At 46.7% G+C, this 14419-nt stretch carries 11 protein-coding genes; 5 read left to right on the top strand and 6 right to left on the bottom strand.

Features of this window, described 5'->3' with window-relative positions; genetic code table 11:
* Positions 1-126: 126 nt before the first annotated feature.
* Together BMZ56_RS23605 and BMZ56_RS23610 are read right to left on the bottom strand one after the other, a co-directional pair.
* Positions 127-840 carry a LytR/AlgR family response regulator transcription factor gene (locus BMZ56_RS23605; RefSeq protein WP_090631860.1) on the bottom strand — a complete coding sequence of 238 codons (714 nt, stop codon included), beginning with the start codon at positions 838-840 and terminating at the stop codon, positions 127-129.
* Complete coding sequence (locus tag BMZ56_RS23610; protein WP_090631863.1) at positions 831-2003, bottom strand: sensor histidine kinase; 1173 nt, start codon at positions 2001-2003, stop codon at positions 831-833. The genes BMZ56_RS23605 and BMZ56_RS23610 overlap by 10 nt, the downstream gene beginning before the upstream one ends.
* A gap of 256 nt (positions 2004-2259) precedes the next feature.
* Between BMZ56_RS23610 and BMZ56_RS23620 the strand changes: the two genes are divergently transcribed.
* The 3 genes from BMZ56_RS23620 (at position 2260) to BMZ56_RS23630 (ending at position 4731) form a co-directional block, all read left to right on the top strand.
* On the top strand, positions 2260-2883 hold the full coding sequence (locus BMZ56_RS23620) for a YceI family protein (RefSeq protein WP_090631868.1): 624 nt from the start codon (positions 2260-2262) through the stop codon (positions 2881-2883).
* A 129-nt stretch (positions 2884-3012) separates the two neighbouring features.
* Positions 3013-3444 carry an ester cyclase gene (locus BMZ56_RS23625; protein WP_090631870.1) on the top strand — a complete coding sequence of 144 codons (432 nt, stop codon included), beginning with the start codon at positions 3013-3015 and terminating at the stop codon, positions 3442-3444.
* 15 nt (positions 3445-3459) lie between these two features.
* On the top strand, positions 3460-4731 hold the full coding sequence (locus tag BMZ56_RS23630) for a hypothetical protein (protein ID WP_090631872.1): 1272 nt from the start codon (positions 3460-3462) through the stop codon (positions 4729-4731).
* A gap of 121 nt (positions 4732-4852) precedes the next feature.
* Here the strand turns inward: BMZ56_RS23630 and BMZ56_RS23635 are convergent, their stop codons facing one another.
* On the bottom strand, positions 4853-5206 hold the full coding sequence (locus tag BMZ56_RS23635) for a response regulator transcription factor (protein ID WP_090631875.1): 354 nt from the start codon (positions 5204-5206) through the stop codon (positions 4853-4855).
* A 594-nt stretch (positions 5207-5800) separates the two neighbouring features.
* Between BMZ56_RS23635 and BMZ56_RS23640 the strand changes: the two genes are divergently transcribed.
* Positions 5801-9163 (top strand): PAS domain S-box protein, encoded by a 3363-nt coding sequence (locus tag BMZ56_RS23640; protein ID WP_090631877.1) that lies wholly within the window; start codon positions 5801-5803, stop codon positions 9161-9163.
* A gap of 202 nt (positions 9164-9365) precedes the next feature.
* Here the strand turns inward: BMZ56_RS23640 and BMZ56_RS23645 are convergent, their stop codons facing one another.
* A complete protein-coding gene (locus tag BMZ56_RS23645; protein ID WP_090631879.1) occupies positions 9366-9881 on the bottom strand; it encodes an RNA polymerase sigma factor in 516 nt (171 codons plus the stop codon).
* Positions 9882-10174: 293 nt separating this feature from the next.
* Positions 10175-11113: a YihY/virulence factor BrkB family protein gene (locus BMZ56_RS23650; RefSeq protein ID WP_245893385.1), complete on the bottom strand. Its 939-nt coding sequence runs from the start codon at positions 11111-11113 to the stop codon at positions 10175-10177.
* Between the two features lie 367 nt (positions 11114-11480).
* On the opposite strand from BMZ56_RS23650, the gene BMZ56_RS23655 reads away from it, so the two are divergent.
* Complete coding sequence (locus BMZ56_RS23655; RefSeq protein WP_090631885.1) at positions 11481-12977, top strand: MFS transporter; 1497 nt, start codon at positions 11481-11483, stop codon at positions 12975-12977.
* 110 nt (positions 12978-13087) lie between these two features.
* On the opposite strand, the gene BMZ56_RS23660 is transcribed toward BMZ56_RS23655, so the two are convergent.
* Complete coding sequence (locus tag BMZ56_RS23660) at positions 13088-14368, bottom strand: M23 family metallopeptidase (protein ID WP_090631888.1); 1281 nt, start codon at positions 14366-14368, stop codon at positions 13088-13090.
* Positions 14369-14419: the final 51 nt, after the last annotated feature.

The raw sequence follows: 14419 nt of genomic DNA on the forward strand, positions 1-14419 counted from the left end.
ATGTAAGTTGTATTTGAGAAAATGCATCTTCATTTTCACAAAAATCAGCCCGTATCAGCGGTTGTTCAATAAAAGTAGACAGACAGCCGGTTTATAACGACAAACGGCAGAAATAATAGCGTAAACTTATTTCAGCCGTTTACGGAGTTCATCTTTATAATTTCGACCGATAGGTAGCTCCCTGCCCAAGATCTCAATGGCAAAGGAGTAATAGCTTTGAATTTTTTCAATGGAAACGATAAAGGAACGGTGTATCCGGACAAATTTTTCATCGGGCAGCAGCTCCGCCAATACGCTGATTTTCTGCTTGCTGATATACGTCTTGTCGGCCAGGACAACTTTGATGTAGTCCTTTAGGCTTTCTACCCAATAAATATCGTCTACATTAAGCTTCACATTTTTGCGGTCGACGCGTAAATAAAGAAAACTATCGTTCTTAACGGTTGATGTTGAGCTGGGGGGTGTAACGGGCAAGTAATCGGGACGGTACCCATTGAATACTTTATCCATTGCCTTCAGAAACCGATCGAAGGGAATGGGTTTGAGCAGGTAGTCAACGGCATTCAGATCAAAGCCCTCAAGGGCATAGTCCTGATAAGCGGTAGTAAAGATAATCCGGGGTGGATTCGTTAGCGTTCTGACCAGGTCCGTACCGAGCAATCCCGGCATCTTAATATCGAGAAATAGCAGGTCTATCTTATGCTTCTGGAGGATCTGGAATGCCTGCACGGCGTTGTTGCATTTGGCGACCAGGTGCAAATCGGGAAAGTTGGCTATATATCTTTCGATGATGTCGAGCGCATGAGGTTCGTCATCGACAATCAATGTTTTTATTTCCATGAACGACTGGTTTTGGGTTTTGAAAACATGGTGCCTGCATGGCCTGAATCAGACGACGTTTCTCGTTCCGCTGTCGTTATCAGATTGGGTACCGCACCAAAGTTTATCTGTAGAATTGCCAAATACATGTCTTGTTCATCATAGGTGGTAAATAGATGGGTTTCAGGATACATCAACTCCAGCCGCTTTTTTAAATTCTGAAGGCCGATGTTGCCACAGGCCGCGTCCCGTTCGATGGGTTGACCCGGCTTGCTGTTAGACACTTTGAGTTTGAGGCGATAGGCATCCACATCAAGGTCTATGTTGATCCAGGCCTCCTCAGTCATCTCGCTAGCTCCATGCTTAAAGGCATTTTCGATCAGCGGGATCATCAATAGGGGAGCGATACGTTGATCCGTTATCGATCCTTTTATACTGAAATTAAGATCTAAGCGGTCTCCGTAACGCAGTTGTTCCAACGTCAGGTAATTTTGGATGATGGCCACGTCCCGCTTCAGCGATACGTAATCGGCATTACACTCGTAAAGCATGTAACGAAGTATATCCGATAACCCCAACACCACCTCCGATGATTTGGGCGATTGATCAAGCGTGAGCGCATACAGATTATTCAGGGTGTTAAAAAGGAAATGCGGATGAATCTGTGACTTCAAAAAATTTAGCTCGGCCTGCAAAGCGACCTGCTTACGCTCATACCACATGCGGAAAAACTTAATGACCAGCGCGATCCATACGACTGAATTGCTCTGTTCCAGCCCATGAATCATGTACTCCATGTTTGTAAGCTGCTTGAGAAATGTCCCCTCTATTTTCTGCCATTGCCAGTTAGGGTTGACTTTACGCATCTCCTTAAAAAAATAGGGGTCCGCAAAAAGGATCTCAATGACCCGGTATGCCAATAAACAACCAACAGCAAGGAGGACAAAAGAAAGCGTCAATTGTAGAAATTTTCGAGTGTAGAGGTATTTGGGAATAATTACGTAGCTCAGTGTATAGAAATAGACAACATGTACCGGAAATAGCATCATGACGGTATTGAATGCCACCTTGAATCCGGGCCCGCCCACCTCAAACAGCGTGGTCAGGAAGGCGACAATACACAACCAAAAAATTACATGCACAAGCACGCGATCGTTAGCCTTCCAGATGGTGTTTATTTCCATATACAAAGGTATTTAATTTCGGAAGATTCCAAGCAGCGGTCGACAGAGTGCAATTATTTGTCGACCAACGACATATCGTACTGCTTACAGGGTTTGACGAGGAAAAGCAGGCAAAGCAGAAAATTGTAAATCAGAACCGGTGGGAGCTACTGCGTAGCAGATTTCCAGCCAAGTGTCGACGAAACTATGCATTCCGTCGACGCCGCTACCGGTTACATCCGAAAGTGGGCATACTTGCAGAAAAATTAATTGAACAATGAAAAAGAAAAATGCAATGATTGCCATCTGCCTGTCTGTCGCATTGATGGGATGTAAAAAGGAAACGGGGTCAGTGGCAGCGGGTGAAGAGATGTTGGCTGTGGAAACGGGTTCCACGGCAGCCTGGAAGGGTTACCTAGAAACCGGCTATTTCAATTCGGGCACGATAGCACTGGAAGCGGAAGATTTCATACTAAAAGGTGAAGAGATCAGGGGCGGAGAAATCAGTATTCCGATTTCCTCTATCGTCGTCACGAATGATCTTCCGGCGGATAAAAAGCTGGAACTGACACATCATCTGCAAAGCGCGGATTTTTTTAACCTGGCTCTTTATCCACACCTGGTCTACACGGTAAGTTCGGCACAGAAAACTGCTGCAGTTGACTCCAAAGGCAATAACTACCTGATCAAAGGAAATCTCAAGCTGCTGGGTAAATCACTTCCGCTGGATATCCCCGCAAAAATCACTATTTCGGCCACTGACGTGAAGGTCGTTTCCAATTTCACCTTTGATCGTACCCAGTGGGGGATGACCTATGCTTCGGATGCCAATCTACCGGCGGCAGATAAGATCAAGAATGAAATCGAAGTAGATATAGACCTGAGAGCAGTCCGATTTTAGTCGCTGCTGTTTCCGATTGGCGTACGTCTCTGCTGAGCGGCGCCGATCGTGCAAATCAGCCGATTGATAAGTGCGCTGCAGCGCACATTGGTAAGACAGACACGAATTTAAATCACACGTTAAAGAAAGATGAACAGCGAAAAACAATTGGTTTTGGATTTTATAGATGCCGTATGGAATAAACAGCGGACGGATTTGCTGATGGATTTTGTAGGGGAGAACTACGTTGACCATTCCTTGCCTCCTGGCTTTCCGGAAGGTGCTAAAGGAACTAAAATGTGGATTGCGGCAACCAGCAAATCCTTTCAACACAGCACGACGATAGAACACATGATTTCAGAGGGCAACAAGGTCTGTATACGGGTCTCCATGAAATTACAGCATATCGGCGAATGGAGGGGGCACGCTGCAACCGGGGTAGCGGTGACGGCGGGAGGGTTTCGATTTTTTGAATTAGTAAATGGCCGTATCTCGCAGCAGTGGGCGCTGATTGATGGCAACCGCATCGAGGAAGCGATTGCCGGTGCCGGTGATGCACATGGATGCCGGTTGGCAATATAAAGCAGCGAGGACGAAATGAAAGTTTATTTTACACACAGGGTGCTATTGGCCCTCTTGTTTTTGATAGTCGCTTCCTGCAGGAAAGATTCCGGAGTGGAAGAAGAACACGAATTCCAGCCGCTTCAAGCGGAGCGTGGTGGTACGCTCGGAAGCCCGGTGGTAAAGGTAATCGGATCTGCCGGCGGACAGATTGCTACGCCCGACGGGAAGATACAGGTAGATGTCCCTGCGGGGGCTGTCGCAAACGATGTGCAGTTTACCATACAGCCCATAACGAAAACGCTGGAAACGGCCACCGGCTCTGCCTATCGCCTTGGGCCTGAAGATGTGATTTTTGAAAAGGACGTCAAGATATCATTCGCGTATACCGAGGAAGATCTTATTGGCAGCTCGGAAGACTACCTCTATCTCACCTATCAGGACAAAGCTGGGTATTTTTATCAGGAAGCCATGACCGAGATCGCTCAGACCAATCATAAACTATGGGTAAATACCCGGCATTTTAGTGACTGGTATCTTAATCGTATTTTTTCTGTCGAGACAGTGAAGAACAAACTGGTGGCTAATGAAGAAACCGATTTACTTCTCTTCTATACGGAATCCTGGCCCGATGGGCGGGTAGGGACAGCAGAAGCGCTGAAAATTACCACGGATACCTGGTTTGTAAATGGCCCCGGAAACGTAGAACGGCTGGGGAATGTAGGTGCTTCTTTGAGTACGGTGAAAGCTCGTTATAAAGCTCCGGCAAGCATCATCCAACCGACAACCATTGCGGTAGGGGCGCAAGTTAGGAATATGGTCAGTAAAACCCATCCCGACAGGCCCGGGACATCAGGCCTTGTCATTGCACAACGGGAAATCGAATTGGTGCCCGACGAGTATTTTATTTGGCAACTGGACGGAACGATGCATACAGGGATTTCGTTGGATGCCAACTTTCTGGGGGGATCCACCATCTTGCTGGGAACCGGATTGACGGGCGGTCTGAATATATCGCTGAACGCTACGCAAACCGGTGAGTATGAGTTGGGAAATCCTGCTGTTCCGGATCATTTCAGCATTGTCGCCTATTTGGCAAGCAGTACGGAAACCATGTATCAGGGAAGCTATTATTTATGCGATGACAGCAAGGTTCACTATGGCAAAGGAAAGCTCAAAATAGACCAATATGGAAGTATCGGCGGCATTATTTCGGGAAGTATAGAAGCCACGGTTTATAGCATAGGCTGCGACCCGAAAGCAAAAAAGCAGGTAAAAGGTCGTTTCAGGATTAGAAGGAAAGTTTAATAACCGCATCGGTTACGAATGTTTCTTGGCGCTCGTCTCAGAGATCCAAAACGAAGAGAAGTGTCGTCACGCGACCAAGCCCGTCTGTTTCGGATGACCAATTGCGCACGTATCTTCGCGATCAAGCAATTTGATGTTCGATACGTGAAATGAGGTTATCAATATCAAAAGGCTTTGCAATAAAATCTTCAGCACCGCATTCGACTTGCCCTTCATCGAAGTGCGCCGACATCATAATTATAGGGGTTTCGCGGCTGGCAGGCTCTGCCTTCAGTTCTTGGCACAGATCAACTCCGTTGCCATCGGGTAGCATAATGTCCAATAGGTATAGATCGGGGTTGACACCGGCCATCGCATTCCGGAAATCGCCGGCTGTCCCGAACGAGATTACCTCTATTTGGTAATCTTCCAGGATGTATTCGATCAACTCCCGAATACTGTAGTTGTCTTCTACGACAACTATTTGTTTCTTCATAGCCGTATTGTTTAGTTTTAATTAGCGGTCAAAATCACCTTCCGTTCGGCTAATTTCTGTTCCCTTATAGCTTTTTTAACCGTGGTCGGCCAGCGGCTTCATTAACGCCTCGGTTTCCGGATAGTCCCGCTTTTGTTCAGGGAAGGGCGGAACGGGATACTTGGTGTCCGGTTGCAGGGGAGATGCTGACGAGTTTTCTTTTCCATAACTGAAATGTAAATTTATCCATATCCTACCAACGGCACCGGGCGGTTATTGTTTAGGAAAAATGTATGTATATCCATAATCCTGAATCCGCAAACCGTGACTTGAATTCCGTCGTTATAGGCGGCCGATATTCCATTCCTTTTGGTGGATGACCTTGGTCGCCAGGCACGTAGCGCGGGGCACTTGGTGTGCAGGATGCTCAATAAGGAAAGTAAATTTGGAGCCCTTCTTTACATGAATTTCAAACATCTGTGGTTTAATGTTGTCTTGATAAGAGTTAACGCTTAGTTTACGGATATTCCTGCAAGCCGTTACAAGGCCATGCAGACGGGTATACAAGTAGAAATCGCGTAATGTCAAAAACACATCGTTTTACTATTATTGCATATGGAAATAAATACGCCCGGTGGTCCGGTGAATGACCCCTATAAAATCATGGCCGATAACACGCCAGCAATGATGTGGGTCACTTCAACCGATACGCGACGTACCGCCTTTAATGCTGGATGGCTACGTTTTACCGGCCGAACGCTGGAACAGGAACAGGGGGAGGGTTGGACCGAAGGTGTGCATCCGGACGACCGTTCGCGTTTGGAAATATATGCAGCAGCCGTAGATGGGGGTAAGCCCTTCCGAATGGCATACCGACTGCGCAGGCACGATGGCGTATACCAATGGGTATCGGAAAGCGGCGCTCCCCGATATTTGGAAGATGGCACGTATGCCGGCTTTGTAGGCTCGTGTATCATTGTAGACCTACCCACGTCTTCTGCTGCACAGGCCGGCCTTCACGAACGCAACGAAGAACTGGAAGCAAAGATACGTTCGGGTATCGAAGCACTTGAGCAAAGTGAGATGCTTATGCACGCGATGAACGAAGAACTGACAGCCGCTAACGAGGAATTGGCTGCCATCAACGAGGAGTTGACGGCCACAAATGAAGAACTGCGAGTCGCCAATGAAGAACTTGCCGAAAGTGAGTTCAAGACCCGCAGTATCATTGCGAATGCACCCTTTCCGATTGCGGTTTATGCCGGACGTGAAATGCGTATCTTGGAGGCCAACCAAGCCATCATGGATGTTTGGGGCAAGGGCAATGACGTGATTGGGAAAACGTATGCCGAGGTGTTGCCTGAATTGCGTGATCAGCATATTTATGAAAAACTTGATGCGGTCTTTACCACCGGCGTACCTTTTAACACACGTAATGAACGGGTAGATCTGGAGATCGGCGGCGTACGGAAGACATTTTACTTCAATTATAGCTTTACCCCGCTGAAAGACCGTTCCGGCAATGTGTACGGAGTAATGAACACTGCCGCAGATGTGACCGACGTGGTATTGGCGAAACAGCGGATCGAGCACAGCCAAAAGATGTTACACAACATCATACTTCAAGCGCCGGTGGCGATGTGCTTTATGAGCGGTCCGGACCACGTCGTTGAGGTAGCTAACGCCATGATGATTGAGCTGTGGGGAAAAACCGAAACGGAGGTGATGCATAAGCCTATTTTCGAAGGACTGCCAGATACCAAGGGGCAGGGATTGGAACGGTGGGTAGATCACGTTTACCACACAGGGGAAACGTATCGAGCATATGAACAGCCCGTCGCGTTGTTGCGTGGCGGGAAGATTGATACGGTTTACCAGAATTTTGTTTATCAGGCTTTTCGCGATAGCGAAGGCAATATCATTGGCGTGATCGCGATAACCAACGATGTGTCGGCGCAGGTGGAGGCCAAAATCGAGGTGGAGCGCGCTTATGAACAGTCACAGCTTTCGAAGGAAGCCGCTCAGCTTGGTATGTTTGATCTGGATGTAAAAAGCGGGAAGTTGGAATTGGACGAACGCTGCAGGACGTTGTTTGGCGTTGACCACGATGAACCGGTGTCTTACGAAAAGGATTTTATCGGCGGCCTGCATCCGGAAGACCGTAAGGATGTAGTCGCCGCAATGAATGACGCACTTGACCAGGCAAAAACAGGCGGTAGTTATGACATCGAGTACCGCACTGTCGGCATAGCCGATGGACAACAGCGCTGGGTGCGAGCTAAGGGAAAAGTCCATTTTGATACATTGGGCAACCCGATGCGATTTATCGGGTCGGTAATGGACATTACCGAACAGAAGCTCAATGAAGAAAGACTCCGGGAAAGTGCCGAACGGAAAGCGCGGCTGGCGGCCATCGTGGAATCTTCAGACGATGTGATCGTCAGTAAAACGCTGCAGGGTGTAATTACCAGTTGGAATAAGGCCGCTCACCGTATGTTTGGCTATACGGCTGATGAGGCTATTGGCAAGCATATTTCACTGATCATCCCACCTTCGCGCCTAAAGGAAGAGGATTACATCATCAGTGAAATCCGCGCTGGTAACAAGGTGGATCACTTCGACACGGTCCGGCTGACGAAAGACGGGCGCGAGATACCGCTTTCCATCACGGTATCGCCCATTGTCGACGAAGGTGGTCGCATTATCGGCGCCTCAAAAATTGCGCGTGACATCAGTGCGCAGGTAGCCGCTCAGGAAGCGGCTCGCCGTTATACCGAACGGTTGGAGATTATCAATTCGATGGTGGGGAGTATATCCGAAGATCTCAACCTGAATAACATATTGCAAAAGGTTACCGATAGTACAACCGAACTGACGGGTGCAGAATTCGGGGCTTTCTTTTATAACCAAACCGATGAAAAAGGCCAGTCGTTTGGGCTGTATGCCTTGTCTGGAGCGCCGCGAGAAGCGTTTGAAAATTTTTCAATGCCGCGTAATACGGAATTGTTTCATCCAACATTTTCCGGCGAAGGTGTGGTCCGCATTGACGATATTATCAAAGACCCCCGTTTCGGGAACAATCCACCCTATTACGGGATGCCCGAAGGCCACCTGCCGGTAGTAAGTTACCTTGCTGTACCCGTAATATCGCGTTCGGGAGAGATTATCGGTGGCCTGTTTTTCGGCCATTCCGAAGCGGGCAAATTTACACCAGACCATGAACAGCTAGTGGTCTCTATTGCTGCCCAGGCTGCCATCGGCTTGGATAATGCTAAACTGTACGCAGAAGTAAAAGCACTGAATGACAAAAAAGATGAATTCATCGGCTTAGCAAGCCACGAGCTGAAAACTCCGCTGACCAGTATCTATGCCTATTTGCAAATTCTGGAGAAATTGATGACCGCTGATAAGAGCAAACTTTTCATCCAAAAGGCGCTGCATCAGATGAAAAAACTTAATGTGTTGGTCGGTGACCTGTTGGATATTTCAAAAATCGAAGCGGGGAAACTTCAACTGAATATGGCTGAATTCGATCTGAAACAACTAACGGAAGAAACCATCGAGCTGGTTAGCCATACGAATGAAAAATACCGGATTAGTTTGGAGACGGCTACCGAATCTTGTGTGGTATACAGTGATTCGCAGCGCATTGAACAGGTGCTCATCAACCTGCTCACCAATGCCATCAAATATTCGCCCGGCGCCGATGAAGTACGGGTGAGCCTTGCATGTACGGAAAATGAAGTCAAGGTGGGTGTTCAAGACTTCGGCCAAGGGATACCTGCCGACAAACTCCAGCATGTGTTTACGAGGTTTTACCGGGTAGAAAATAGCGGCTTCAACGTATCTGGCCTCGGTATCGGTCTGTACTTGTCAAATGAAATCGTCAATCGGCTCGGTGGTCGGATTTGGGCGGAAAGCGAAGTAGGAACTGGAAGTACGTTCTGGTTTGCGCTTCCGCTACAAGCAAAGGTGTAGCCGGCGCTTGCTGGATTACAGAAATAGGGAGCGGATATTGATTAGAAAAAGATTCTTGAAACGAAAGTAATAGGCTAATGTTGTTTTTTTGAACAAATAACATAGATAAAGGAGAATCTCATGGCCTACAAAAATCAAAATGGCGACATGCCTAATGCACACATAGCCCCGGCGTTTCTGTGCGGGGCTATGTGTTTTACAGTTAATTCCTGTCGGTCGAATAAGGTGTAAGCTTTTTCTTCAACAGTTGCCGGGCTACATGTATCCGGGTTTTTACCGTGCCTATCGGAATTTGGAAATATGCCGCAATTTCGTGGTATTTATACCCTTCATAATACATCGAAAATGGATAGTAGTACTCCTCGGCCAACTTGGATAGTGCACGCTCGATATCTTCCATGACAAATTTGCTCTCCGCGTTGTTGCGTAACGAACTTTTGAACAAATCAGAGGAAGAAATTGTATCCGATTTCAGAATGATCGAATTGGTCTTTACTTTTCGCCGATAGTAATTGATGAACGTGTTTTTTAATATCGTGTAAAGCCAAGCTTGTAAGTTTGTGCCCTCTTTAAATTTGTTGTAGTAGGAGAAAGCTTTTAAAATGGTATCCTGTACCAAATCATTGGCATTTTCTTCGTCGCGTGTAAAATAAAATGCATAACTGCTCAAGGAACCTACCTCCTGTACGACTTTGGTGTTGAATTCGATCTTATTCATCTCTATAGAATTTATCGTTTACATGATACTTTCGTTCGTGGTTAGCTCAGTTCTAAGCTTGCACAACGCGGCTAAATCAAGTATATTACGGTTATCCTATCGTACCCGGCAATAACGGATTATTTGTTTTTGTGGTAGTGTTGTTTCAATAGATAATTGTGTTTGTGAATTATGTAAACAAAACAATGATTATTTTGTTTGAATTTATTTACAATAGTTGTAAATCCGCCGGAATCCAAACAGTATAATAACGCATCGCTGGTTAGTTTATGTACATTTGTGTTTTCTTGTAACTAATTTTTTACTTCTTCGGTTCCCTTGGGAGGAGGTAGATGGGTTACTTCTTTTTCGGTTTCTCGTTCTTCGACGTGTACCGCAAATTCGGCGGGAGCAATGCGGGATCCATTGTAGTCGGCATACGCCCGGGTAAACGAGGCGCCCAAGTAAAGGATTGCTGCGGTGTAATAAACCCATAAAAGCAGTACGATGATGGAGGCTGCTGCGCCGTAGGTAGATTCAGGACCGGTGGTCTGTATATAGAAGCCAATAAGGAATCGGCCTATCATAAACAAGATAGCGGTAAAAAAAGCACCGGCTTTTACATCTTTCCATTTGATACGCACGTCGGGTAAAAATTTGAAAATAACACCAAACAATACGCTGATAACGATAAAGTTAGTGAGGGTTTCGACGGCAAGCGACAAATAGACCGCCAAATCGGAAAAGAGCCTTCTTATGTAGTCCATTAATATCATCAATAGCCCATTCACGATCAGTGAGACGATCAGCAGGAAGCCCAGTGACAAGACAAGTGATGAAGAAAGAAGCCGATCGGTTATAAGCTTTACCCAGCCCCGTTTGGGTTTTGGCTTGATTTCCCATATTTTGTTTATAGAGTGCTGCATATCCCCGAATACGGTAGTGGCGCCCAAAAGCAATGTACTGATACCGACGATAAGTGCCCACGTATTATCTTCTTTCAGTTGGACATTTTTAAGCATTTCCTGGATTTGCGCAGCCGCGTTACTACCCACCAATCCATTGATTTCATCAAATACTTTTCCCTCTGCTGCCTCTTGACCAAAGAACAACGCAGCGAGAGAAATGGTCAATACCAACAGCGGTGCAAGTGAGAAAATGGTATAATAAGCTAAGGAAGCGCTAAATTTGAGGCCTTTTACATCCATGAAAATAGTAAAGGTGTTTTTCAGAATCGTAAACCAGCGTTTCATAAAACCCGTTGATTTCATAAGCTATTGATTGCGTGAATCCGTATTAGTAAACTGTACTCCTTAACAGTTGAAACCGCGCTTTAGTTTAAACGAAGAAAAAAATGTTCCGCTGCGGTCAGTCCGGGGCCGGTTACTATTCCCTAAAATAAATGGCAAACACAGTGATCGCTACTACCGAACAAACAGCGCTAAGGACGATGAGCACTACGCCGGCTGTTTCGTGCATATAGATCCATGCAAACCGGCCAAGCATTCCTGCTAAGACGATCGAAACAAGCGCTATCCAGAGTCTTTTTCTGTTTTTCATTATTGTGCCAACAGTTCGCTTTCAGGTTTGTTGGTAATTTTTGAACCATCATCTATTCATATGGCGTTGAAACCTCAAAAGGAATTGACAGAAAGAGACCTAAAACGAGGACTGGTCATGGTGATTTGGGACGGTCTGGCTTCCGAAGTCGTGACATCCCTTACAGGCGGAGCCTTTTTGGTCGCCATGGCCTTACTGTTGGGTGCCAATAACGTGCAAATCGGGTTATTAGCGGCATTACCAATGATTACCAATATTTTCCAATTACTTTCGATCATATTGGTCAGAAAATATCAGAATCGGCGGGCCATTTCGGTTCTCTGTATAGCCTTGGCACGGATTCCATTAGCGATTATCGGGGTGATGGTGCTCCTTGGCGAAGGTAGGTCCATTAATATGCTCATCTTTTTTCTTTTCTTCCATTTTTTCTTTAGCTCTGTATCCGGGCTGAGTTGGAATTCATGGATGAAGGACATGATCCCGGAAAAAATGCTGGGTGAATATTTTTCCCGGAGAAGCCGGTATACCCAAACACTTAATGTCGCACTCAGTATCGTTCTTGCTTTGCTCCTCGATTTTATCCGGATCCGATATCCTGCATATGAGCTCACTACCTTCGCTGTGTTCTTCGTGATAGCCGGCATTATTGGTGTGATAGGTGCTTATTTATTGTCGAGAGCTCCCGAGCCGCAATCTTATCTGTCCAATGCTAAATTGTTTACGCTGTTGAAAATGCCATTACGGAACGAAAATTTCCGTCGGTTGCTGGTTTTCAATTCTGCATGGGTTTTTGCGCTGAACATAGCAACGCCTTTTTTTACGGTATTCATGTTGCAAGGAATGGGACTGCCGCTTTCTTATATCATCGTATTGACCATTATCAGTCAACTGTCCAGCATTATGACCCTCCGGATGTGGGGAACATTTTCCGACCGATATAGCAATAAAAGCATCATCGCGATCAGTGCGCCGTTATACATTCTCTGTATCATTGCTTGGTCATTTGTAGGTATTTACTCGCGGATGTATATCAATCTTGGATTGTTGGTGGTAATCCATGTCTTCACCGGTATATCAACCGCTGGAATCAATCTTTCGCTGACCAACATCGGACTTAAACTTGCTCCCAAAGAAGATGCCATTGTATACCTCTCGGTAAAGAACATTGTGACGGCTGTCTTTTCTGCCCTTGGCCCGTTGGTAGGGGGTGTGTTAGTTGATTATTTTTCAGATAAAAATTTGGAGATCAGATTTGTGTGGGACAGTCCAGGATTTGACAAAGCCCTCAAGTTGATCTCACTTCATCAATGGAATTTCCTTTTTTTAATCGGAGCGTTCCTTGCTTTGTGCGCGCTTGAGTTATTAAACCGAGTAAAAGAAACCGGTGAAGTGGAAAAGGATGTGGTTCGGCGTATCATGCGTACCCGGATTAAAAGCAACATGAAAGATGCCATCATCATTGGCAGTCTCATTACGTGGAATAATCAGCTAAGGACCATTTTAAAATTAGGAAAGAAACGCCGCACTACCTCCGCTTCCGAGACGACCGGTAAATGACATAAGCTAATACAGCAACGATAAAAATGGCTCCAAATAGAATAGAAAAAAACATGATGATAATGCGTTAAACGTTCGTTTCTAGTTTACAACGGAGCGGTAATTTTGTTTTATCGTTGTACCCAGCCGCGGATGGGACCTTCAACAAGTAAAAAATCAAGGTATTCAGCAATAACCTGTGTTTGCTTACCGGCTTCCAGTTTGGTAATCCGGGCAGCCGCTGTATCGGGCTGGGCATATAAAATACGCTGTTCGGCAAATTGCAAGGAGCGCAGCCGGCTCAGGGATGTCACTTGCTTTTGAGTAACGAAACGCTTGCTGGAATCTGGCATCGTTACACGGTATCCGTTGCGGTATGTGGCCTCGACGAATACCGGCATATGCCGTGAGGCGCCGGGAAAAAGCGGTTGACTGGCGCGCAATGTGTCTCCGTTGCGGGTGGTATCGGCTGAAATTTTTGGTGGTATAGATTTTCCCGGTTGCAGGAAAGGGAGTGGATCTAACGCGCCTCCCCTTCCATAGATGCCAAAATGCAGGTGTGGTGGCGTGGTCTTCGCATTTCCGGTATTTCCGATGAGTCCAAGCGTATCGCCCGCAATCACGGACTGTCCAGTGGTCACCAGTTGGCTATCCAGGTGGGCGTAGTACAAACTTATTGAGCGGTTTTTGGGCCGTAGCCATATTACGTTCCCACCCAATCGGTTGGTGCCAATGCGAACAACGCCATCGGCGGCGGCAACAACGGGCGTATGGCGCGCAGCAAAGATATCGATACCTTCGTGTTTGCGGCTGCCGCCGTCCCGCGCATCGCCAAATACACTGCCAATGTGTTGCCGGACATCGGGCGTTACCGGGCTGGCCAGGGAAGCTTCCGCAGTAAGCCGAAGCCGGAATGACAGCTCGGCAAGCAGCTCCGGCTGTATACGTAGCAGGTATTGCCCATCCTGCCTGACGTCCCAGGTCAGTGTCGCAGCGGTATCTGCGGAAATCAAATGTTTAGGTACAACAGCGGTATCAGGAGGGGCTTCAAAAAGATCGATGAACAATTGCACACTATCCAGGCTGTTTACCGTTACGTCGATGTGGATCCGTTCGCCCTGCCTTGCTGCAAACAAGTAGCCGATGGCGGTGGGTTTGTCGCTTGCTATGTAAGCGGATTCCTGGTGAGGGACTGTCACGGCCGTCGGATCGGCCAGGCTCTGTATCGAAGCTTGGAGCCATTGCTGATAAATCACACTGCTTTCAAGCCCCGCATTGCTGAGCTGTTTCAGGTAACGTTGATGCGGCGATTGGCTTTTGAAAAGCGTTCCGATAAATTGATCGCTGCATGCAGCTGAAAAGCCGATCAGCAACAGGAGAGCATAGCGCATTGTGCAACGGGGGTTGTTCATACTTTTAGTTACAAGGGTATCTGTTCATTTGTTTGTTTGCCTAACAATTTA

This window comes from Parapedobacter indicus (genome assembly GCF_900113765.1).
GTDB lineage: Bacteria > Bacteroidota > Bacteroidia > Sphingobacteriales > Sphingobacteriaceae > Parapedobacter > Parapedobacter indicus.

Excerpts from the sequence above, each read along its gene's own strand:
- BMZ56_RS23655 (WP_090631885.1), top strand. The coding sequence starts at position 11,481 with ATGGCGTTGAAACCTCAAAAGGAATTGACAGAAAGAGACCTAAAACGA.
- BMZ56_RS23635 (WP_090631875.1), bottom strand. The coding sequence starts at position 5,206 with ATGAAGAAACAAATAGTTGTCGTAGAAGACAACTACAGTATTCGGGAG.
- BMZ56_RS23645 (WP_090631879.1), bottom strand. The coding sequence starts at position 9,881 with ATGAATAAGATCGAATTCAACACCAAAGTCGTACAGGAGGTAGGTTCC.
- BMZ56_RS23620 (WP_090631868.1), top strand. The coding sequence starts at position 2,260 with ATGAAAAAGAAAAATGCAATGATTGCCATCTGCCTGTCTGTCGCATTG.
- BMZ56_RS23630 (WP_090631872.1), top strand. The coding sequence starts at position 3,460 with ATGAAAGTTTATTTTACACACAGGGTGCTATTGGCCCTCTTGTTTTTG.
- BMZ56_RS23610 (WP_090631863.1), bottom strand. The coding sequence starts at position 2,003 with ATGGAAATAAACACCATCTGGAAGGCTAACGATCGCGTGCTTGTGCAT.
- BMZ56_RS23660 (WP_090631888.1), bottom strand. The coding sequence starts at position 14,368 with ATGAACAACCCCCGTTGCACAATGCGCTATGCTCTCCTGTTGCTGATC.
- BMZ56_RS23640 (WP_090631877.1), top strand. The coding sequence starts at position 5,801 with ATGGAAATAAATACGCCCGGTGGTCCGGTGAATGACCCCTATAAAATC.
- BMZ56_RS23625 (WP_090631870.1), top strand. The coding sequence starts at position 3,013 with ATGAACAGCGAAAAACAATTGGTTTTGGATTTTATAGATGCCGTATGG.
- BMZ56_RS23650 (WP_245893385.1), bottom strand. The coding sequence starts at position 11,113 with ATGAAACGCTGGTTTACGATTCTGAAAAACACCTTTACTATTTTCATG.
- BMZ56_RS23605 (WP_090631860.1), bottom strand. The coding sequence starts at position 840 with ATGGAAATAAAAACATTGATTGTCGATGACGAACCTCATGCGCTCGAC.